This window comes from Bradyrhizobium sp. Mp19 (assembly GCF_029952935.1).
Classification (GTDB): Bacteria; Pseudomonadota; Alphaproteobacteria; order Rhizobiales; family Xanthobacteraceae; genus Bradyrhizobium; species Bradyrhizobium elkanii.
The window spans coordinates 1-20,313 of record NZ_JASAUT010000081.1 but is presented as its reverse complement, the minus strand read 5'-3'; the positions used below and the strand labels follow the sequence as shown (position 1 = coordinate 20,313).

At 60.2% G+C, this 20,313-nt stretch carries 17 protein-coding genes and 5 pseudogenes; 10 read left to right on the top strand and 12 right to left on the bottom strand.

The features are described from left to right. Window positions 1-74: 74 nt before the first annotated feature. Complete coding sequence (locus QJT82_RS41395; RefSeq protein WP_011090915.1) at window positions 75-911, top strand: outer membrane beta-barrel protein; 837 nt, start codon at window positions 75-77, stop codon at window positions 909-911. Continuing rightward, on the top strand, window positions 847-2,175 hold the full coding sequence (gene ltrA / locus QJT82_RS41390) for a group II intron reverse transcriptase/maturase (protein ID WP_014498615.1): 1,329 nt from the start codon (window positions 847-849) through the stop codon (window positions 2,173-2,175). The genes QJT82_RS41395 and ltrA overlap by 65 nt, the downstream gene beginning before the upstream one ends. Before the next feature lie 166 nt (window positions 2,176-2,341). On the opposite strand, the pseudogene QJT82_RS41385 reads toward ltrA, so the two are convergent. From QJT82_RS41385 to QJT82_RS41360, 6 genes and pseudogenes are all read right to left on the bottom strand, one after another. After that, window positions 2,342-3,113 (bottom strand): annotated as a pseudogene (locus QJT82_RS41385) (IS66 family transposase); the annotation flags it as partial. Between the two features lie 103 nt (window positions 3,114-3,216). Further along, window positions 3,217-3,669, bottom strand: a pseudogene (locus tag QJT82_RS41380) (tyrosine-type recombinase/integrase); the annotation flags it as partial. After that, the gene (locus QJT82_RS41375; protein ID WP_307724540.1) at window positions 3,644-4,660 is read right to left on the bottom strand and encodes a tyrosine-type recombinase/integrase; all 1,017 of its coding nucleotides are present in this window, start codon (window positions 4,658-4,660) and stop codon (window positions 3,644-3,646) included. The gene QJT82_RS41375 and the pseudogene QJT82_RS41380, both read right to left, overlap by 26 nt. Next, window positions 4,650-5,750, bottom strand: coding sequence for a hypothetical protein (locus QJT82_RS41370; RefSeq protein WP_018647441.1), 1,101 nt, complete (start codon window positions 5,748-5,750; stop codon window positions 4,650-4,652). Before QJT82_RS41370 ends, QJT82_RS41375 begins: the two co-directional genes overlap by 11 nt. 43 nt (window positions 5,751-5,793) lie before the next feature. After that, window positions 5,794-6,841 (bottom strand): annotated as a pseudogene (locus QJT82_RS41365) (nucleotidyl transferase AbiEii/AbiGii toxin family protein). Next, window positions 6,838-7,503, bottom strand: coding sequence for a DUF6088 family protein (locus QJT82_RS41360; RefSeq protein ID WP_014498608.1), 666 nt, complete (start codon window positions 7,501-7,503; stop codon window positions 6,838-6,840). The pseudogene QJT82_RS41365 and the gene QJT82_RS41360 overlap by 4 nt, the downstream one beginning before the upstream one ends. A 466-nt stretch (window positions 7,504-7,969) precedes the next feature. On the opposite strand from QJT82_RS41360, the gene QJT82_RS41355 reads away from it, so the two are divergent. The 5 genes and pseudogenes from QJT82_RS41355 (at window position 7,970) to QJT82_RS41335 (ending at window position 11,799) form a co-directional block, all read left to right on the top strand. Beyond that, window positions 7,970-8,854, top strand: a complete 885-nt coding sequence (locus QJT82_RS41355) for a hypothetical protein (RefSeq protein WP_014498607.1) — start codon at window positions 7,970-7,972, stop codon at window positions 8,852-8,854. Beyond that, window positions 8,806-9,261: pseudogene (locus QJT82_RS41350) on the top strand (IS21 family transposase); the annotation flags it as partial. The gene QJT82_RS41355 and the pseudogene QJT82_RS41350, both read left to right, overlap by 49 nt. Before the next feature lie 266 nt (window positions 9,262-9,527). After that, entirely contained in the window at window positions 9,528-9,812 is a 285-nt protein-coding gene (locus tag QJT82_RS41345) for a helix-turn-helix transcriptional regulator (RefSeq protein ID WP_014498605.1), read from the top strand. 665 nt (window positions 9,813-10,477) lie between these two features. Further along, window positions 10,478-11,372: pseudogene (locus tag QJT82_RS41340) on the top strand (IS5 family transposase); the annotation flags it as partial. A 73-nt stretch (window positions 11,373-11,445) separates the two neighbouring features. Next, the gene (locus QJT82_RS41335) at window positions 11,446-11,799 is read left to right on the top strand and encodes a hypothetical protein (RefSeq protein ID WP_014498603.1); all 354 of its coding nucleotides are present in this window, start codon (window positions 11,446-11,448) and stop codon (window positions 11,797-11,799) included. A gap of 463 nt (window positions 11,800-12,262) precedes the next feature. Here QJT82_RS41335 and QJT82_RS41330 read toward each other — a convergent pair whose 3' ends face one another. The 6 genes from QJT82_RS41330 to QJT82_RS41305 form a co-directional block, all read right to left on the bottom strand. Beyond that, window positions 12,263-12,688: a hypothetical protein gene (locus QJT82_RS41330; RefSeq protein ID WP_223153792.1), complete on the bottom strand. Its 426-nt coding sequence runs from the start codon at window positions 12,686-12,688 to the stop codon at window positions 12,263-12,265. 146 nt (window positions 12,689-12,834) lie between these two features. Next, entirely contained in the window at window positions 12,835-13,365 is a 531-nt protein-coding gene (locus tag QJT82_RS41325; protein ID WP_026192141.1) for a VOC family protein, read from the bottom strand. A 105-nt stretch (window positions 13,366-13,470) separates the two neighbouring features. After that, window positions 13,471-14,319 carry an alpha/beta hydrolase gene (locus tag QJT82_RS41320; protein ID WP_011090907.1) on the bottom strand — a complete coding sequence of 283 codons (849 nt, stop codon included), beginning with the start codon at window positions 14,317-14,319 and terminating at the stop codon, window positions 13,471-13,473. Then, a complete protein-coding gene (locus tag QJT82_RS41315; protein ID WP_011090906.1) occupies window positions 14,316-15,194 on the bottom strand; it encodes an oxidoreductase in 879 nt (292 codons plus the stop codon). Before QJT82_RS41315 ends, QJT82_RS41320 begins: the two co-directional genes overlap by 4 nt. Before the next feature lie 104 nt (window positions 15,195-15,298). Then, on the bottom strand, window positions 15,299-15,946 hold the full coding sequence (locus QJT82_RS41310) for a L,D-transpeptidase (RefSeq protein ID WP_014498601.1): 648 nt from the start codon (window positions 15,944-15,946) through the stop codon (window positions 15,299-15,301). A gap of 159 nt (window positions 15,947-16,105) precedes the next feature. Beyond that, a complete protein-coding gene (locus QJT82_RS41305) occupies window positions 16,106-16,714 on the bottom strand; it encodes a TetR/AcrR family transcriptional regulator (protein ID WP_011090904.1) in 609 nt (202 codons plus the stop codon). Between the two features lie 264 nt (window positions 16,715-16,978). On the opposite strand from QJT82_RS41305, the gene QJT82_RS41300 reads away from it, so the two are divergent. The 3 genes from QJT82_RS41300 to QJT82_RS41290 all read left to right on the top strand — a co-directional run bounded on the left by QJT82_RS41300 (window position 16,979) and on the right by QJT82_RS41290 (window position 20,208). Beyond that, window positions 16,979-17,563, top strand: coding sequence for a DUF308 domain-containing protein (locus tag QJT82_RS41300; RefSeq protein WP_009734588.1), 585 nt, complete (start codon window positions 16,979-16,981; stop codon window positions 17,561-17,563). 257 nt (window positions 17,564-17,820) lie between these two features. Then, on the top strand, window positions 17,821-18,885 hold the full coding sequence (locus QJT82_RS41295; protein ID WP_011088795.1) for an IS110 family transposase: 1,065 nt from the start codon (window positions 17,821-17,823) through the stop codon (window positions 18,883-18,885). A gap of 558 nt (window positions 18,886-19,443) precedes the next feature. Next, window positions 19,444-20,208: an IS5 family transposase gene (locus QJT82_RS41290; RefSeq protein WP_014498598.1), complete on the top strand. Its 765-nt coding sequence runs from the start codon at window positions 19,444-19,446 to the stop codon at window positions 20,206-20,208. The last annotated feature ends 105 nt before the right edge of the window (window positions 20,209-20,313 follow it).

Genomic DNA, 20,313 nt, shown 5'->3' with positions numbered 1-20,313 from the left:
CGAACTATCGAGCTAACCACAACTTGGGGACAAGCTACGCAATATTTTTCCGTGCTCAGCAGGAGGACTCTCGGATGAAGTGCAACAAGCAATTGTCGCTCGCGAGCATCATTGCGTTCGGGACGATCGCTTTTGGGAGCGGAAGTTTAGCTGCTGATTTGCCTGCGGCACCTGTCGTCAAAGCGCCGGCTCCCGTTTATCCTCTCTTCAGCTGGACTGGAGGTTACATCGGCGGCAGTGTAGGCTCGGGTTGGGGTACCAGCCAGACCGACCTCGCTGTGGGCAATACATTCATTGGCGCCCCCGTCAACCAGACCGTAAACCAGCTCATCGGCGGCACTGCCGATTTGAATGTGCCATTGCCGCAGGTGCAGCTGAACGGCTTCCTCGGCGGCGTACAAGCCGGTTACAATTTCCAGTCCGGTGTGATGGTCTACGGCGTGGAAAGCGATTTTTTATGGAGTGGTATCAAGGGGCGCACTGGCTGCTTTGTGGTCTTGAACTGCACGAACGACACCAAATGGATTGCCGATATCACCGGACGGGTCGGCGTCACGGTGGGCGACCGCGGCCTAGTCTACATCAAGGGCGGCGCAGCTTGGGCCGATTCCAGCATCGGCATCAACCAGTCCTTTGCCGTTACATCGAACTTGGGGGCTGGCTTTGCTGCTAACGGTGCTGCCGATGGCCGAGCGACCAAGAACATATTTGGCGGCACATTGGGTGCGGGCATCGAGTATGCCTTCCTGCCCGGCTGGTCAGCCAAAGTTGAGTATGACTACTTCGATTTCGGCAGGCAAGACGTAAAGCTGCCGGTTTCGGTAGTCGAGAACACGGCGATTGGTGATGAACCTAGTAACACCGAGAATATCCGTTCAGAAACTTCAGACCTCGCTGCAGGCGAAAGCTAAGGCTGAACCAGATTATCGATTCTACTCTCTTTGGGACAAAATCTGCAGACTGGATGTGCTGGAGGAAGCCTACAGGCGCTGCCGAGCAAACCGGGGGTCGCCGGGGGCGGATGGCATCACATTTGCTCAGATCGAAACCGAGGGACGCGAACGATGGCTGGAAAATGTCAGACAGGAGCTGACGGCGGGTGACTACCGACCGCAGCCCCTTCTGAGGGTATGGATACCGAAGAGCAATGGCGGACGCCGACCGCTCAGCATTCCAACCGTAAAAGACCGAACGGTCATGACGGCGGCGATGCTGGTGATCGGCGCCATCTTCGAAGCGGACCTGCTGGAGAACCAGTATGGCTTCCGCCCGAAGGTGGACGCCAAGATGGCAGTGCGCCGCGTGTTCTGGCACATCAGAGATCATCGGCGATCAGAGATCGTCGATGCGGACCTGAGGGATTACTTCACCTCGATTCCGCATGCACCACTGATGAAATGCCTCACACGCAGGATCGCCGATGGTCGGCTTCTTTCGATGATCAAAGGCTGGCTGACAGTCGCGGTTATCGAGAAGGACGGCCGGCGGATCACAAGGACGGCGGAGGCTCGGACGAAGAAAAGAGGAACTCCACAAGGCTCACCTTTGAGCCCGTTGTTGGCGAATCTCTACTTTCGTCGGTTTCTGCTGGCTTGGCGCAAACACGGACACCAAGATCAACTCGATGCGCATATCGTGAATTACGCGGATGACTTCGTGATCTGCTGTCGCCCCGGTTCGTCCGAGACGGCAATGGCGCGGATGCAGACGCTAATGAACAGGCTCGGGTTGGAGGTGAACGATACCAAGACGCGACTCGCTCGGGTCCCAGAGGATAGCGTAACATTCCTCGGGTATACGATCGGACGCTTCTATGGAAAGGGAGGTCAAGCCTTTCTTGGCACAAGACCTTCCAAGAAAGCCGTTCGACGATTGCTCAGACAGGTCCACGACCGCACGACACGTCAGTGGTATCCGGACTCACCGGAGAACACAGTCGCTGTCATCAACCGCTTCCTACGCGGCTGGTGCGGCTACTTCGACCAAGGTCCAGTGGTGGAAACTTACAACCTCATTCGGCAATACGTCGACCGTCGTCTGCGTCATTGGTTGGTCCAGCGCACCGGGGCACGTGGCCGGGGCTTCAACCGTTACTCGCAGGAATACCTGCATGAAACGCTTGGCCTCTACCGCCTCCCAAGAGCGCGTGCCGACGTGCCGAGAGCGAAGGCTTGATGGGTTGAGAGAAAGCCGGATGCGGGAAATCCGCACGTCCGGTTTGACGAGCGGCGACTGGAAACGGAGCCATGGTCCGAAATGAGCCACCGGCACTCAGCGAAAGCTGCCGGCCAACGGCAACTCCTCGGAACCTGTAGCCACCGCGTCAGTCGTCGACTCTACCGAGCTCGATGCGACCATCGGTCAGAAATCGTTCGAAGATGGCACGGCGCGAGACGGCATAGCGGATCGCCTCAGCCAGTTTTGATTTGCCGAAGATCCGACGCAAGGTCTGCTGCCAGAGATCGAAGAGATCTGCGACGATCGCCGCGGAGGCTTGCTGGCGCGCGGCAACGCGAGTGTCGGGGCTTTGACCGCGCATCGTTTTCTCGACCTGCCAGAACTTCGCCATCCGCTCGACCGTCGCCGTTGCCACTTCTGAGCTCCCTGCAACATGCAGCTCGTAGAACTTGCGTCTGCAGTGTGACCAGCAGCCAGCCTGTGATGCAATCATTGCCGCGATCGGATCGCGCGAGCTTGTTATAGGCGGCGTAGCCATCCACCTGCAGGATTCCGCGATAACCATTGAGATGGCGGACCGCGCATTCACCGGAGCGGCTGTCTTCGAAGCGATAAGCCACCATCGGGGGACCGTTGCGGCCAAACGTTCGATCATCCCTGGCATAGGCCCATAAATAGGCCGTCTTTGTCGATCCGGAGCCCGGAGCGAGCGTCTGCAAAGTGGTTTCGTCGGCAAAGACCCGTTCGGCCTTCTTGACCTCGCTGAAGATGTAGTCGGCCATGATCTCGAGCTCGAAGCCGAGCTTGCCCATCCATTGCGCCATCAACTGGCGGTCGAGCTCGACCTTGTCGCGGGCGTAGATAGCCTCCTGCCGGTAGAGCGGCAGGCCATCGGCATATTTGGCGACGGCGATCTGGGCCAGAAGCGCTTCCGTCGCCTGAGACGCCCGCCTTCTCAAGTCCCCGGCGCATCATCTCGACATCCGCAGCGGCGTATCGGTGGGTCGTGGCGACCTGAGCATGGCCAAGCCAAGCCTGAATCGTCAGGAGGTCCACGCCTGACCGGAGAAGCTTCATGGCGAGGGAATGCCGGAAGATGTGCGGCGATATCGGCTTGCCCTCCAAGCTTGGCCTCGTGGACCCGGCCTGGGAGGCGGCACGCCGCACGATGTGTGTCGCGCCGAAACGCGTCAGGCGCTCGTTGTGGACCCCGACGAAGATTGGCCGCGGTTCATGATGGGCGAGGCCGCGTTCGCTCAATAGGTTGGTCAGCGATCGCACCAAATCCTGAGGAATGGGAACGACGCGATCTCGGCGTCCCTTGCCATGAAGCAGCACCTGCGGGCGTCCTCGCTCCAACTGAAGGTCGTTCGCGTTGACGCCGGTCGCTTCGGACACGCGAGCGCCGGTTCTCGCCAAGAAGAGCAGAAAGGCCCGGTCGCGCCGACCGCGGGACGTCGTCTGATCAGGGGCTGCGATGATAGCCTCCACCTCGGCGTTGGTGAGATGATGCGTCACCTCGATGTGGGCCCGTTTGGTGGGGATCCGACGAGCCGGTGAGGTAGTAGGCTGTGTCGCTATAGTTGGCGTGGCCGAGGTAGGTGGCGAGTAAGGGCAGCAGCGCTTGGACGTCCGCGCGCTCGTGGTGCCACAGCCTCAGCCTGGTCACCGCGAACCGGTGCCGGAGATCGTGCGGTCGCAGAGGCTTGCCATTGTCAAGGCCCGCGAGCTTGCGGGCCTTAGCGAAGTTGCTTTGCAAGCCGGTTGCCGACAGACGGCAGCCTCGCGAGCTGAGGAAGAACGCCTCGCCTTTGGGCCTGGGAAACACGGTGTCGCGCTCACGGGCGTATCGACGAAGTTTGGCTGCCTGGGTCGTTGGGTGAACAGGAATCAGGCGGTCTTTACGGAACTTGGTTTTACGGACGAGGATGCCCCCGTTGGTCAGATCGACGTCGCCGCGATCAAGCCTGACCACTTCGCCCGATCGTAACCCCGTGCTGGCCAACAATCCGATTAGCGTCGCCATCGTGCGGCCCCTGAGAGGGGTCCCTGGCGAAATGAAGCTGCATGCGTCGATAAGCGACGTCAGCTCAGCCTCACTTAGGGATGCGCGGCGGCGGAATCGCCCTGGACCACGGGAAAGCTCTGCGCTCCAAGACCTCGGTCTGGGGGTCGTAGACGACCAGGTACTCGTAGAATCGGCGGAGCACGCCGTGACGGACCGCGCGGCTGTCGGCGGCGCCACCGAACGACAGGACGAAGTCCAGCGCCATCGTCCGGGTGGCGGGCGCACCCAGCTGAGATCGCTCGACGTAGCGAACGAAAGCCCGCAGCGTGCCGGCTTCTGGAAGCGGCGACAACAGGTGAGAGGAGGCCTGACTACCTCAAGCAGATTGGTCGCGACGCTCTTTCCAGAGCTCCGATAGTGTGGCGTTAGGTTTACTGAGGCCTTCCGCCGCGGCCCTGTCTTCCTAGAATCCATAGGACCGTTCGGCCCAGCGGAGAAGCACACGCGCATCCCGATCGGGTAAGACCACGCGCTGACTACGCAGGCCCTTGGCGATCGCTTGGCCAACCTCTGGCGCAACTCGATTACCATGGGTCATCAAGAAGAACCAACCAAATGGGACGCCGACCTCACGGTCGATGGCTTCGACGCGATCCATCAGGATATGAACCGAGGCGTCGCCAGCGATCAGCCTCTCTTCCGGCAGATGCCGCGGGCGCGGCACGAATCCGATCTCGCGTGTGCCTTTATCGTCGTAGTCGTAAATGTCGAGCGCCCAGTGCACATAGACCCGCTCGGCCGAAGCGCTTGATTCTTCCCAATCCTGGAAGAAGCGCGTCTCCCGCGGCACGAACTCGAACCAGTCCGGCACCAGTTCAAGAAACGGCGTCTCGGTCGTGCCCTCGCGTGTCGTTTCACGTACCACACGGCGTTCCATCTCTGGCCGCTGCGCCTCGCGCTTCTCGCGCTCGAGGCGGGCACACCGCGTCAGGAAGCTCCGGACATGGACGACGCTGCTGCCTGGGCGCCCAAGCATCCGATAGAGCGGACCAGCGATTACCTTGTCGTCGGACATATCTTCGTGCGTGATCCATGACGGATCGAGTAATTCGCCCTTGCCCCAAGGGCGATATGTCGGATTGACGATCGGCCCGGCACGCCATTCAACTTCCAGACCGAGACGGATTTGCACATAGTCCGCCGCGCCCGGTCCAGTTGGCGCGAAGGCATACACACTGTTGCCGTGCCATTCCGAGATCTGAAGGTCGCTCTCGCGCAGTCGCGTCCAGAGCGCGCCAATGTCGCCATTGTCCTTGGCAAGCTCCGCTTCCATCCACGGCCGGTATTCTGCGATCCGTGTCCCGTCGGCGGCGACCACCGAGCGCGTGTCGCGCCAATACTGCTCGTCAATGCCCGATGTCGAAAACGGAAATCCCGGAAACGCCTCTGTGAGCGCGGCCGCCAGCGCCGCTTCGTCAGATCCGGTCGGAAGACGTGCGAGAACCGCCTCGATCGAGGCGGGATCGGGCAATCGCATTGGGATGTTCTCTGGAGCGTCAGCCATGCCATGATCCTATCATCGGCGGTTGTCGAATTCTGCTCGTTTGCTAGCGCGTCCTATTCACCGCGCGTTCGATCTTTTCCATCGACGCGAGGATTTGCTCGAACCGAGGAGCCTCGCCGAAGATCATTGGCGTCATGTTCGTATAGTCACGCGCGAGCGCGTCGATCATTGCCGCAGTCGGCGCAAGCGCAAACGATCCGGTCACGGCCGAGACGAGATCGTAATCAGGCCGGTTGAAGAACATGAGAGCATGACGGACGCAGTCGGCCCCCAATTCGGCATCTTTGACCGCCGACCGGCCGATGTCGGAGGCGAAGAGGCAATACAGGTCGTAGAAGTGCCGCGAAATGCGCTGGCCTTCCTGGCGCAGCTCACCGCGGCGCTCGAACCAGCGGCGCAGCCCGTGAGCGATCACGATTTTGTCCCAGAACGTGCGCTCGGCGTCGATCGTCGTGACGTTCGGCACCGTCAATTCGAGGCCTGCCACGTCGTCGGCAATGTAAGGACGGATATTCGCCAGGTGGTTCGGGTCAAGCGCCGACTTCGCTCCGGACTCGATCCGGACTGCCGGCCGCACATAGGCCTCGTCGCGCGGTTCAACCTCGGGATACCAGACGAGAAGCGTCTGCCCGTCGGCATCCGACGCGTCGATCTCGAGGCGTCCGCGTCCACTCGTCGCTTCGGCGAGATGTTCGGTCAGGAAGGCGTATAGCGGACCGCTAATATAGCTGCGGCAAGCGTCCCGGATCGCATCCAATCGAGCGCGGCGTTTCTTATTCGACAAGATCGATCTCGAGTTCTTCGACTGAAGCAGACTCGTCGAGATCGTTGCGAAACACCGTTATATCGATGTCTTCGGAAAATCTTTCGATCAGCCCGTATGCCTTCGACAGCGACGTCCCGCCCTTGAAGAGAAGGCGCGGACCTCCTGCGGGCCGTTCGTGATAGAGAGCATTGAGGGTCCAGCAGACCCAAAAATCCTTCTCGACGTTTCCGATCGGCGCACCGAGCCGGTTCGCCGTCGTCAGGAAAAGATCAAGCTTCTCGCCGGGTGCGGCGGAGATGACCTCCTTGTAGGCTGCGCTACTCACGCGTGATCCTCCGCCGCGTCGTCAGGTTCGAGCAAGGGCCTGAGAAAGTCCTGCATCCAGATCGGCATAGCTGAAAGACCTGCACGGAGATCGTCGCGAATCTCCTTTCCATGCTGCGGGTTTGCGAACAGCTTGCTGAGGACGTTCTCTACCGCTTGTCGATCGTCCTTCCCCGCCATCATATCCTGCATCCAATAGAGCGCCTGAACGACGCGCATGCCCGGACGTCCGGCCCAATAAAGACGGCTAGGTGCCGCCGACTTGAAATTGATGACCTGCTTTCCAAGTTTGATCGGCTTCAGGCGAGCGTCGACCAGGACCTCGATGCGCGCCGGCACGGCCGTGGTGAGGCCGAGATCATTCGCGGCAGTCATCCCGTCGACCACGACGCGGGCCTGGTCGCGGCGCGCCACAGCCCTGATGACCGCGCGATAGTCGGGGACCATCGGCTTGCCTGTGAGGTTGCTCTTTCGCGGCCGGTCGTAGAGCCCGCGGTCGATGCGGCGCAACTCGCCAGCCGCAACGAGACGCTGCAACGTCTTGTCGACGGCCGCGCGACTGCCGAGATCAGCGAAATCACCGGGTGTCCATACCTCTGTCGGCGTTGCGTCGATGCGGGCAATGAGCCGCGGGCGGAGGTCTGTGGTCGGTTGATCAAGCATGTCCGAAATATGATGCAAATTTCGGTCGTCGGCAAGATTTGTCCGTCCGAACTATGCAGCATTTTTCGGACGTTCCGTTCCCCAAAGAAGCTCATCCAAGGCGACGAAGAATCAGGCAGTATAGCTATAAGTGGTTGATATAAAAAGTTAATTTGCGGTATTTCTGGCTTAATCTGAACCGGTGCCGGGTGGCTGCCTGCGGCGGCCCCGGCAAGGCGGGTAGCTACCAGAGCGGGTGCGGACGCGGAAGGGCTCGCAGGGGATATTTCAGACATACTGCTGCGACCGGCGGATGCCGGTGACAATTCTTGTTAAATTCAGCTCGCCGAATCAGGCTATCCCGCTGCTCGGGACGTTGCCGACGCAAATTTCGATACCATCGTTAGTTGGCTGCGAATACTGAAAATCATTGCATGTGCAAACGCCCGCCGCGCCAAAGCAGATGCTCCATTTGAGCTCATAGTTGATGCCGAGCACATTGAAAAAACTGCGGCCGTTGACGGATCAGTTCGACCTTGGGGACCAATACCTCTCGGCCCCCGGTGGTGAGCCGCTCAAATCGGCGATCATTTCGGCCCACGACAAGCGCGACGACCAGCCAGTCGTGCTCAAATACTGGCAAAAGACCGGCTCAGCGGTCGACGATGATCTTCGTGAAATTTGGCAGCATGAAATGCGCCAGGCACAGCGTGTGCTCGCCTATCCAGGCGCCGACAAGGTCATCGTCGAACTGCTGCGGTACGGCGAGGCGTCGGATGCCTTCTTTCTGGCCATGCCGCGAGATCTCGCGCCACTCGATACCATGGTCAAGCATGCGCGCCCCGATCACTGGCTGAACAATCTTGATGTCCCGCGCTCGCGCATCGTTCTCTGGCGCAACGCCGAGCGTCTGGCGAAGGCGCTTGAAGCCGTCCACAACCAGGGACTGGTCTATGGCCGTCTCGACAGTTCTTCGGTCTTCACGGCGTCTGCCACAGCGCCCGACTTCCGGCTTGGCAGCTTTGAGTGGTGCGTCCGATTGTCGGAGGCGGACAAAGCGCCGCTCGTCGTCTTTGCGAAATCCGCAGGTGCACCGATTATCATGTCGTTCCTCGACGATTGGCGTGCGCTCGGCCTGTTGCTCGCCGGTCTCCTGAAGCTCGATGCCTCGAGCCTCAGCCGTGGGCTCTCAGCCGTGGAGAACGAATCTGATGCGGCAGGTGAGCGGCTGGCCGTCCTCGAGGCCGGTGAGCGAGACACGCTCAGATGGTTGATCGAGCCTGCGCGCCATCGGGCGGTCGACGCCGAGATTGTTTGCAGACGTATCGGGCGCGCACGAAGGGCGAGACGGAGAATGGCGTCGGCTACGTGAAGAAGAACGCGATCGCCGGTCATTCCTTCCCAAGTTGGGAAGCATTCGAGGCGCATCTCGACAGATGGGAGCGTGATGTTGCGAACGTTCGCATCCAGGGCGCGACCGGCGAGGCGCCCCGATCATCCGCTTTGCGCGTGATGAGATACATCGGTTGAAACCGCTCGGCGGACAGCCGTCGTTCGGACCCTTGCGTGAACTGACCCACGTCGTCGGCAATGATTGCGCCGTCGAGATCGACGCGAACAGCTACTCCGTGCCATGGCGCCTTATTGGCGAGCGCATGGCGGTGACGATCGTGGCCGGGGAAGTGCGGATCCGCCATGGATTGCACCAGGTTGCCGTCCACACTGCAATCGGATGGGCGCCGGCTGCGGGTCGTCGACTCCGCTCATCTCGATGGAGTTGTTAGTCGCAATGGCGCGGTCCGCCCGGCTGAGATCGCGGCGGAGCTGGCGGCGTCCCCACCGCCGTCGTTGTTACGCATGCGCGGCGGCGATCAGGGTGAGACTCTCATCCTGATTGTCGCGCTATATACGCACTCTTGCCGAATACGAAGCCGTGGTCGGAGGAAGCTTAGGCGAGTGTGCGCTGCAGGCGGCTTTCGCGAAGAAATTAATAGCGGGACTATAGCCAGTGGTTTGAAGCCCCGGCTTCATGACATGTTTTACGCATGAAAACTCGTGCGATTGTGGCCTGGAATGTGCGTCGAATCCGCGTAGAGCGAGGTATTTCGCAAGAGAAATTGGCTTACGAAGCGGGGGTTGACCGCTCGTATATGGGGGCTCTTGAGCGGCAATCGAAGAACCCGACAATTGATCTTCTCGAACGCATCGCCGAGACGCTGGACGTTCATTTGTCCGAGTTGTTTATTCGGCCGTCTAAAAGTGCGACGACTCCCAAGACCCTGCCTGGAGGTCGCAAGCCGGCGCGTCCACGTCGCAGGAAGAAGAAATAGTGTAAGCGGCAAGCTGAGGCTGTCGGGCGGCGTCGTTCCATGCGAAGTGACCTCAAGGGACATTCGGCCTTCGACAAAGTCATGCTAGCAATGGACCAAGCGTTTATAGAAGTTCGTGGCTTGTAAGTAGCGTACTGGCTAATCTTCGTTACGGATATATTCCTAATCTCGGCTTAGTCGCGCGACCGAAACCTTCGACGACGAGGACGCTAAAAAGAATGATTTGGCTGACGGATGAGCAACGGGAACGCATCCGCAATCACTTTCTGGAGGAGCGCGCTATCGATAGACGACCGGTCGCAAGCCTACTGCGACGCGCCGGATTCTGGAAGCGGTTCTGCGGAGATCGGCGACCAGGCCCAGGACAGCGATGTGCTTAGCGGCCGTCACGACGACGGGGTACGATAACGTGAATGCTTTGCAAAATGGCGGTTCAGCCCTTCCGCAGGATAATCGCTGAAAGCAACCGCATCATCGGCGTGAACATGAAGTAGGCAGTCGTCCGTTAAGAGCGACCAAGCGACTGATGTGGAATCGTAATCTGACAGACCGGCTTTTTTGCGATTGCAGGGTTTTGATGCTTCAGGGATCGGAACCTTCCAATTTCATTTTCAAGATTCCGTCGAATCGCCAGTCATGATTCCGTGGTCGCATCGGAGGGGGTGATGCGGCCGAAGAAGCAGAAGGCGACGGGATCGGGCGATCTGTTCCGGGCCAGGCTGGACCAGATCATCAATATGAAGCACGAGCTGGTTCAGCTCGCCGGCAGGGTCGACTGGGACTGGATCGATGGGGAGATCGCCCCGCTCTACAGCGAGAACGGCCGGCCAGGCATCGCGACCCGCTTCGTGATTGGGCTGCTGCTGCTCAAGCAGATTTACGGCCTGTCCGACGAAGGGGTGTGCGAGCGCTGGGTCCACGACCCGTATTTCCAGTACTTCACCGGCGAAGAGTTCTTCCAGCATTCATTTCCGCACGAGCGCTCGGACCTGAGCCACTGGCGCAAGCGGCTCGGCGACAAGCTGGAGCTGCTGTTGGCCGAGAGCCTGCGGGTGGCGCACGAAGCCGGCGCGTTACGCAGCCAGGACCTCAAGCGTGTCACGGTCGATACCACCGTGCAGCCGAAGGCGATCACCTTTCCGACCGATGCTAAGCTGCTGCACGCGGCCATCAAGGGGCTCAACCGCATGGCGAGGAAGCACGGGGTCAAGCTGCGGCAGTCCTATCTTCGCGTCGCCAAGACCGCGGCAATGATGGCGGGACGCTACGCCCATGCCAAGCAATTCAGGCGGCATCAGCGGCAGTTGCGCATCCTGCACAGCCGGCTGGGCCGGATCATCCGTACGCATACGACGAGATCCCCGTCGGAGGCGTACGATCATCCGCGATATCGGCCGCAAGATCGAAGGTCGAGCTGTGCTCGAGAACGCCTTCGTCCTCCCGCTCAGCCGCGCTTCGCAGATCCGCTCGCAACAGCAGCGTCAGCGTGGCTGGAAGCATTATTCTTTCCACGCCCCGGAGGTGGAGTGCATCGGCAAGGGCAAGGCAGCCGCGCCTTACAACTCCAGTGAAGAACAGCGCCATTGGCGCACAGTCGCGGCCATTGTCATGAAATCTCAAGGCCGCGTTCTCGATGTGGAAGCTCAGATCCGACGAAGAGCTGAGGGCGCTAAAGTCCGACTTGGCGGACGGCAAGGGAATGACGTTGTTCACTAGGCTCTCGCTTTCGAACGACATCGAGAAGGGAGTGCCGAACAGCCCGGCGAAGAGAACGAGTAGATTCTCAGACAAGTACGACGCCTTTGGGATATGCTTTAGCTTCGCGCCATTGGACGGAGGGCGGTCGATGTTCGCATCGACCGGCAGATTCGTAATCTCGATAGCCGCGGGGCGAGCTGACGGAGGAACCTGCTCCGAGAGAAACGGCAGGATATCGGTCAACGCAACGGCGATCTTCGACCGCACTGCGGAGATCTGCGCAAGATAAGATCCGTAGGCGGTGGCAGGATATTTGATGGGAGCTAGTTCCTTCTGCAAAAATGCTTTTGCTGCATCGGGAAGCACGAAGGAATGTATCTGGGTTTTGTTCATGTCCGGATTCTTCCTATGTATTTGCGATGTCGCTTTCTGGCCACCGCACTACGAGATCCGCTTCGACTGTCCGCCGATCGCCCTCTCGTGCCCAAAGACAACCATGGGCGCCGCAAGAACGTAAAACGATCATTTGTAAACTAGGGTGCGTACTCATAAACTCTGCCGCTGAGAGTAGGCGCACCTATGTCCGCTTGTCCCCCAACAACGGCGCGAAAGCGGACATTGTCGGACTTCCGAGATGGGTCGACGCTTGGCCGCGACCGGCGTCAATGTCAGGAATTTCGTCCACTGGTAAGGCGTATGATCCTGCCAGTCGGAATTGACGAGTTAACGGGATGCATCGCGACATCCGCCCGTCAGAGCGGGGCTCCGATCATTCGGGTAACGTTGGCGTCAGTAAATCGGGGGACATCGTCCATAATTGCGTCGGTGTCGGCGGATGCAAGCGCAGCGTGAAGCGAAGCCTCATCGCGAAACCGATAAAACCCGACGGAAACATCTACCGAATTGACGTCTCGAGGGAAGAAGGCGGCGGCGCTTTCGAGGCCATGCTTCTGCCAGCATGCGAGCGCCAACGGTAGATGCACGTCGACATAATAGTCGCGATCGAAGTATGTGCCGCCGCTGCAGGTCACGACCATTGTTGCATTTGCCATCAGACGACTTTCTACAGAACCTTCGCATTCAGCGCGCGTCCGCTGTTTATGATTGCGATCGATATGTATGTCGGCCGCCGGACGGCCCTTGCCCGGTTTACGCGAACCGTGTGAATCGTCCGGCATCGCGCTGCCCCGCCGATTCGGGCACATATCGAGGATGAGACGGCGGCTTGGACTCTGTTTCGAAAAGACGCGCGGAGGACCGAGCGCCCAGCCGGTGCCGTGCAACCTGCATGTCGACGGCGCGAGCCGGCGCCGTCCCGCTCATCTCAATCCTCGTCTTGCCACCTCCGCAAGGCCGTCTGGTCGTGGTAAGGCATGCGATCTGGCGTGGTGATGAATTCCATCGTGGTGCCCCATGGCATTCGGCAGTAACAGACCTTGTTTCCAAGACCTTTCTCGGTTGCGTAAGGAATCGCGCGCGGCGCGGTGAGGCGTGTGCCTCCGGCCTTTTCGAAGCGCGTGACCGAGGCGTCGATGTCGTCGGTGTAGACACCGAAATGCGTGATGCCGAAGTCGCTCGCTCGGATCGGCTGGGCTTGTTGGGGGCCGTGCATTTCGAACAGCTCGATGTCGGGTCCGGTGCCGATCTTGACCATCGCCTGTCCACGCACGACCGTTCCCGGGAACGCTCCGACGGCCCGCTCGAATTCGGGGCCTTGCCGCGGCGGATCCTGCGGCCCGAAGGACTGATAGATCACCTGGCCGCCGAAAGCTTGCACCAGGAACGATTTCGCGGCTTCTATGTCGGGCACCGTGATGCCGATATGGTTGACGCCGCGGATGATAGGTGTGGTCATGACGGGTTGTCCTTTCTGATTGAATTGATCGATCGTGATGAGTGCGGGGCTCTGTTGCCGCAGTGTCGCGATTTCTCCGGCCCACAACGACACGGGCGCCGAGTTTCAATGGGCTCCGATGAACTCGATCAGAGCGGCTGCGACTGCATCCGGCCGCTCGTCCGCGACATAGTGGCTACAGCGGGCGATCGAGCCGCCCGTTACGTTGCTGGCGAATTCCTCGACCATCGGCACCATATGCGGACCAAAGCGATGATCCCCGCCGAGAGCCAGCACCGGGATCTCGAGCGGTTGCTTCTTGTACTCAAGCGCCGCTGCGTGGTCGGCGGCGAGGGTGCGATACCATTCCATGCCGCCGCGGGTGCGGCCGGGGAGCGCCATTGCTTTGGCGTAGATCTCGACATCCGCCGGATCGAAGCTGCTGTGATCGTAGAACCGCTCGGCCATGAAGCTCGAAACATAGTCGTATTCACGGCCATGGATCAGGCGCTCGGGGAGATCCCGGCTCATGTGGAAACCAAAGTGCCAGAGCGTTGCGATCGTCGCCTCCCATCCGCTCCAGCCGGGAAGCGGAACGTCCAGAACGGCCAGGTGGGTTACGGCCTCTCGATAGACAGCAGCCAGCGGCAAGGCCACCATTCCGCCGATATCATGGCCGCACACTGCGTAGCGTTGATGGCCAAGGGCAGCCATCACTTCGTGCGCGTCGCGCGCCATTGTCGCCTTGTCGTAGCCGCCGAGCGGACAGTCGGAAAAGCCGGCGCCGCGCAGATCGATCGCGACCACGCTGAAATGCGCGGCCAGTTGCGGCATCACATGGTGCCATTCCCACCATGTTTCCGGCCAGCCATGCAGCAGAAGAATCGACGGGCCTGAGCCGCCCGTGACGGCGTTGATCTTGATGCCGTTCACCGGCACCAGCTGTTGGGCAAAACCCTTCAGAGTCGCGATCATGGTCGCTGTCCCGTCGATGTTGACGTTCGATCGGAGCTCGCGACCCGCGTTCCGGGCGGGTCGAAATCGGTAGCGATCGTGATGTCGTGCCAGGCGTCGATATCGCTGCGGAAGGCAGCCAGCTTTCGCTCGGCGGCAGCATGCGCGACCGGGCCGAGCGGCAGGTGAAGCGGGGCGTCGTCGTCGTCGACGGCGCGCAGGATCACTGCGATCGCCTTGTCGGGGTCGCCCGCCTGATTGCCGTTATTGGTTTCGCGATAGTGCCTGCGCGAGGTCCCGGCATATTCCGGCATCTCGTTGGCGGCGACTGTGATCGAACGGCCGAGGAAATCGGTGCGAAACGGCCCAGGCTCCACGATCAGCACTCGGATGCCGAACGGCTTCAACTCGCTGGCGAGCGCTTCGGAAATCCCTTCCACGGCGAACTTGGCGGCGTTGTAGTAACCGCCGCCTCCGCCGCCCGAGATGCCGGCGACGGACGACATATTGACGATCGCTCCGCCCGAGCGCCGCATGACGGGCAGGGCGGCTCTGGTGGCTTCGATCAAACCGAAGAGGTTTACCTCGAACATCGGCCGGTATTCGTCAGACGTCCCCTCCTCAATCGCGCCATGCAGTCCGTATCCGGCATTGTTGACGAGCACGTCGAACCCGCCGAAGGTCTCGACCGCTTTTGCGACCGCGGCCTTGGCTGCCGCCGCATCGGTCACGTCCAGTGGCACGGTGATCATGCGGCCGTCGAAAGGCTCGGCCATATCCTCGATCGTCTTGACACTGCGGGCCGTCGCGACGACCTGATCGCCGCGCTCCGCCGCCGCGAGCGCGAGCCGCTGGCCGAAGCCGCTTGAGCAGCCTGTGATGAGCCAAGTCTTCATGCTTTCTTCTCCGAGTTGTTATCAGACGATGCAAATCGTTCGCCGCTATTGCGACCCGTGATATCGGCCAAGGCCGACCGACTCTCTGCGATCAGAGGCCATGCTCAAGAACTCACCGCTCGGCCGCCCTGGATGACGACGACGCGGCTGCCGATCTTGACCCGGCTATAGAGATCGATGATGTCTTGGTTGATGAGTCGAATGCATCCGCTCGAAACGGCGCGACCGATCGTCTCCGGCTCGGTCGTCCCATGAATGCGGAACATCGTGTCCCGTTCGCCCTGAAAGAGGTACAGCGCGCGTGGTCCAAGGGGATTGCCAAGCCCGCCGGCCATTCCGCTGGCGAGATGGCCATAGCGCGCAGGCTCCCGATTCATCATGTTCTTGGTCGGAGTCCAATGCGGCCATTCCGCCTTTCGCCTAATGGTCGCGGTGCCTGCGAAAGCGAGACCATCCTTGCCAACGCCAATGCCGTAGCGCATGGCCTTTCCGTCGCCCTCGACAAGATAGAGCTGATGAGCAGCCGTATCGATGACAATCGTCCCGACAGGCTCATTCGTCGTATAGTCCACGCGCTGGCGCAACATCGCCGGATCGACGCCGGATATGTCGACGGCTGGTAAGGTGTAAACTCCGTCGACGAGTTGCGCGTACTCACTCGGCGTGCTGATGATATCGGCCTCGACGAGGCCGCTGCGACTGGCACAACCCGAGAGAACGATCGCCATTGCACCGAATACCGAGAACCGCATAGAGCGCCTGGCATCTGAGTTCCTCATATCGAACCGTAACCTTCGCCGCAGTCCAATCGGTGACTCTGTTGCTGATATCCGAACATTGAAGCTCCCAGGAAAGCCAAGCGTGCCATCGGCACAACTGCAATAGGAACCAATTGGTTCCTAATTTTGCTTTTAAAAAAGCATCTCCATCAGGAGATCGGCATCTTTCAGCATCTCGTCGCGGCGTGATCCAACTTTACCAAGCACCCGCATGCCTTGTGCATGTGAGACGATAAAGTGCGCGATGACTTCAGGATCGGACCTATTGGCGATTTCGCCGGCGGCCTGTCCTTTCGCGATCGTTGCAGCGAACAGGGCTTGAAGCCTGGAGAAAAGACGCTTGATCACCTCTGCGATGTCGGGATCTCCCGGCAACATCTCGGCAGCCGTCAACACACCGAAACAACCGCGCACCCCTTTTTTCCCAGACGACAAATCCGCATACCGCACCAACGCGTTGCGGATTGCCGCCTTCGGCGAGGGGGCTGATCGCAGAACCTCCTGGACGTTTCGTACGCCATCGTCGGTGTAGAACTCGAGGGCGCGCAGGAAGACAGATTTCTTGTCACCGAAAGCCTTGTAGAAGCTGCCCTTCGAAAGCTGCATTCCGGCAAGCAGATCAGGCAACGATGCGTCGTGAAACCCACGATCCCAAAAGATTTGCATCGCTCGCCTCACCGCCTCGTCGAGATCGAATTCACGGGGGCGTCCCACAGGAAGTTTGGTATTGATGGTCATCATACGGGCAATATAAACCAAACGGTTCCTAATTGCAATAGTCGATTTATATGCAGGCCTGCGTTGCTCAGGCTGTGAGGACCGTCCAAAATTTTCGTTCGGCCTCAGTAACGGCTCCCGGCATCGCCTCGTAGTTGGTTACATCCTGTCCGACGCCGCCTCGCAAAGGAGGCGAAACGACAATCATGATGCTTCCCCTCTGCTACGCCGTGGCGTGAAAACATAATGACCAGGCGGACGGGTAACTGCCATCCAGGAAGAGACCACATGACGCTCAGCACTACACGTCCTTCTCCGAAAGCCAATGCCTGGCTCAAGCGCTACTATTTCATTCGCTCTGCCGTCGCGGCTCTATGGGCGGTTGCGGCCTTGACGATCGCCAGAGACCGTTCCCATCTCGCGGCCATCCTGCTGGTTGCCTATCCCTTGTGGGATGCCCTCGCCAACTATCTCGACGCGCAACGCAGCAGTGGGCTTGCTTCGAGCAAGAGCCAGATGGTCAATGTCATCATTAGCATTATTACTGCAATAGCGGTCACCATCGCGCTGACGCGGAGCATGAATGCCGTGCTTTTGATCTTCGGGGCATGGGCGGTCGTCGCGGGGCTTCTTCAGCTTGCGACCGGCGTGGGCCGCTGGGGATCGGCCGGCGCACAATGGGCGATGATCCTCAGCGGCGCACAGTCGGCGCTGGCGGGGTGCTTCTTCGTCTACCGGGCGGGGGTTGTTACCAATGTCGGGATTAGTGACGTTGCCGGCTACGCCGCGTTCGGTGCCTTCTACTTTATGGTTTCGGCCGTTTGGCTATGGAGCACCGGCTTGCGTCGCTCTTCTGTGCAAACCACTGCGTAGCACACGTTTGACGGACCTTCATCATGAAGGACCGGCAGCTGTCTTCGATACCGCCGGTTAGCCGATTGATGGTCCCCGCATCAGCCGTCAGGACGGCCCAGCCATCGCGCTGGCGCCGTCCTATCGAGAAAGATCACCACGTTGGCTACTTCGCGGGGCTCGGCGCAACGCCTCAGATCTGCTAATGGGATGGTCCGGCCGTGCTCCTGCCCCGCCAGCGATAAGCTGGCCAGGGGCGCCAAGACAAGGAGCACGCCATGTCCCAGACACCCAGTACTGCGATCGCCGTGATCGGCATCGATATCGGCAAAAACTCGTTCCACGTCGTGGGCCACGATACGCGCGGCGCCATCGTGCTGCGGCAAAAGTGGTCGCGTGGCCAGGTGGAGGCGCGGCTCGCCAATATGCAGCCTTGCCTGATCGGCATGGAAGCCTGCGTCGGCGCACATCATTTGAGCCGCAAACTCGCATCGCTAGGTCACGATGCCAGGTTGATGCCGGCCAAATATGTCCGCCCTTATAGCAAAGGACCGAAGAACGACTTCAATGATGCCGAAGCGATTGCCGAAGCCGTGCAACGCCCGACGATGAAGTTCGTGGCGACCAAGACCGCGGAGCAACTGGATCTGCAGGCGCTGCATCGGGTGCGCGAGCGGCTGGTGTCGCAACGCACCGGCATCATCAACCAGATTCGCGCCTTCATGCTGGAACGCGGGATCGCGGTGCGCCAGGGTATCGGCTTCCTGCGCACAGAACTGCCCACCATCCTTGCCACGCGCACCGATGCCCTGTCGCCACGCATGTTGCGTGTCATCGAGGAGTTGGCAGGCGACTGGCGCCGGCTGGATCAGCGCATCGATAGCCTCTCCGGCGAGATCGAAGCACTGGCCCGTCAAGATCAGGCATGTTCGCGCCTGATGACGGTGCCTGGCATCGGGCCGATCATTTCGAGCGCCATGGTAGCCGCGATCGGCACTGGAGACGTCTTCTCCAAAGGCCGTGACTTCGGCGCCTGGCTCGGACTGGTGCCCAAGCAGATCTCGACGGGAGACCGCACGATCCTCGGCAAAATCTCAAGGCGCGGCAATCGCTACCTGCGCGTTCTGTTCGTGCAGGCGGCATGGGTGGTGCTGGTCAGGATCAAGAACTGGGAACGTTACGGACTCAGATCCTGGATCGAAGCCGCCAAGAAGCGATTGCACCACAACGTGCTAGCGATCGCACTCGCCAACAAGCTTGCCCGCATCGCCTGGGCGGTGCTGGCTAAAGGACGCGCCTTCGAGCTGACAAGGACCAACGATGCAGACGTCCAATCCGCTTGATCGTCGCGCCGTGCTCGGGGCGGTCAAGGCGCGGCCTGGCAACGCCGGAGCCAGCCGCAAGCAAAGCGCAACGGCCGGCCTTGACCGCCCGTGCGCGCGACGCGACGCACGTCCTGCGGGCCGGGACGAAGGAACGGCCCCCGGCTCGAACACAGGAACTGCGAGGTAGGAGGAGCAAGCGATGACGTAACCCCATCAACAGGTTCCAGCCAAGGTCTGCGAGAGGATGAGACGAGATGGAGGTTCGGTCTTCCCGGCGCATGCGAACACTGGTGACCCAAATGGCCCAATCGAGGCCTGTCCGCTAATGAGAACGCACGCGCGCTGATATCCATGATGGCCCGGAGAGAATGCTCCAATCAAAGGCCGGATACATTGATGCAAGACCACTCACCACCTGATCGACGAACCTCTTGCTACGCACGGCCGGACCATACATTGGGTCAGGAACGACAAAACTCAAGGTGAGCATAATCGGTCGGCTTTCGAGTGCATAGCGACCAGTTGAGCCCGACAGCCGAGCCATGATTCAAGCCACACAACGGAAGGGGCCGAATCATGCGCTACGAACTCACGGACTATGAGTGGTCCGTCATTAAGCCGATGTTGCCGAATAAGTCGCGCGGCGTGCCGCGGGTGAATGACCGTCGTGTCCTCAACGGCATCTTCTGGGTCTTGCGATCCGGAGCGCCATGGCGCGACCTGCCAGAAAACTTCGGTCCGTACACCACTTGCTACAATCGATTCGTTCGCTGGCGACGGGCCGGCGTGTGGGCCAAGCTCATGAGCGCACTGGCCGGCGCCCATGATGCTGCCGTGCAGATGATCGACACTTCCATTGTTCGCGTACATCAACATGGGGCCTGCATCACAAGAAACTGGCGTCAATCGATGGGAAGGTCACGCGGCGGTCTGACGAGCAAAATCCACGCGGTGGTCGACAGCAATGGTCTACCGGTACAACTTGCGTTGAGTCCTGGCGAGGCGCACGACGTTCGACTTGCCGGTAAACTGCTCTCTCGTTTGAGATCCGGATCAATGCTGCTCGCCGACCGCGGCTACGACGCTGACTGGATCAGGGAGCTTGCCATGAAAAAGGGCGCATGGGCCAATATCCCGCCGAAAAGCAATCGGACCGATCCGATCTGCTTCAGCCCGTATCTCTACCGCGCCCGCAACCGCGTCGAGCGGTTCTTCAACAGGATCAAACAATGCCGTCGGGTGGCGACGCGCTACGACAGGCTTGCTGGAAACTACCTTGCCTTCATCCAACTTGCATCTATCCGGCTATGGCTCGCCGCTCGTTATGAGTCCGCGCCCTAGTCACATGAATCTAAAGTTCGCCACATAAAGTCTGCTGGGCTTTGTGGCAAAAGCGTTTGACGGAAGCCAAGATCTGGTCTGCGGACTTGGTCCATTTGAAGGGCT

Coding starts and splice junctions, on each gene's coding strand:
- QJT82_RS41395 (WP_011090915.1), top strand. CDS start 75: ATGAAGTGCAACAAGCAATTGTCGCTCGCGAGCATCATTGCGTTCGGG.
- ltrA (WP_014498615.1), top strand. CDS start 847: ATGAACCTAGTAACACCGAGAATATCCGTTCAGAAACTTCAGACCTCG.
- QJT82_RS41375 (WP_307724540.1), bottom strand. CDS start 4,660: ATGGATTCTAGGAAGACAGGGCCGCGGCGGAAGGCCTCAGTAAACCTA.
- QJT82_RS41370 (WP_018647441.1), bottom strand. CDS start 5,750: ATGGCTGACGCTCCAGAGAACATCCCAATGCGATTGCCCGATCCCGCC.
- QJT82_RS41360 (WP_014498608.1), bottom strand. CDS start 7,503: ATGCTTGATCAACCGACCACAGACCTCCGCCCGCGGCTCATTGCCCGC.
- QJT82_RS41355 (WP_014498607.1), top strand. CDS start 7,970: ATGCCGAGCACATTGAAAAAACTGCGGCCGTTGACGGATCAGTTCGAC.
- QJT82_RS41345 (WP_014498605.1), top strand. CDS start 9,528: ATGAAAACTCGTGCGATTGTGGCCTGGAATGTGCGTCGAATCCGCGTA.
- QJT82_RS41335 (WP_014498603.1), top strand. CDS start 11,446: ATGTGGAAGCTCAGATCCGACGAAGAGCTGAGGGCGCTAAAGTCCGAC.
- QJT82_RS41330 (WP_223153792.1), bottom strand. CDS start 12,688: ATGCCGGACGATTCACACGGTTCGCGTAAACCGGGCAAGGGCCGTCCG.
- QJT82_RS41325 (WP_026192141.1), bottom strand. CDS start 13,365: ATGACCACACCTATCATCCGCGGCGTCAACCATATCGGCATCACGGTG.
- QJT82_RS41320 (WP_011090907.1), bottom strand. CDS start 14,319: ATGATCGCGACTCTGAAGGGTTTTGCCCAACAGCTGGTGCCGGTGAAC.
- QJT82_RS41315 (WP_011090906.1), bottom strand. CDS start 15,194: ATGAAGACTTGGCTCATCACAGGCTGCTCAAGCGGCTTCGGCCAGCGG.
- QJT82_RS41310 (WP_014498601.1), bottom strand. CDS start 15,946: ATGCGGTTCTCGGTATTCGGTGCAATGGCGATCGTTCTCTCGGGTTGT.
- QJT82_RS41305 (WP_011090904.1), bottom strand. CDS start 16,714: ATGATGACCATCAATACCAAACTTCCTGTGGGACGCCCCCGTGAATTC.
- QJT82_RS41300 (WP_009734588.1), top strand. CDS start 16,979: ATGACGCTCAGCACTACACGTCCTTCTCCGAAAGCCAATGCCTGGCTC.
- QJT82_RS41295 (WP_011088795.1), top strand. CDS start 17,821: ATGTCCCAGACACCCAGTACTGCGATCGCCGTGATCGGCATCGATATC.
- QJT82_RS41290 (WP_014498598.1), top strand. CDS start 19,444: ATGCGCTACGAACTCACGGACTATGAGTGGTCCGTCATTAAGCCGATG.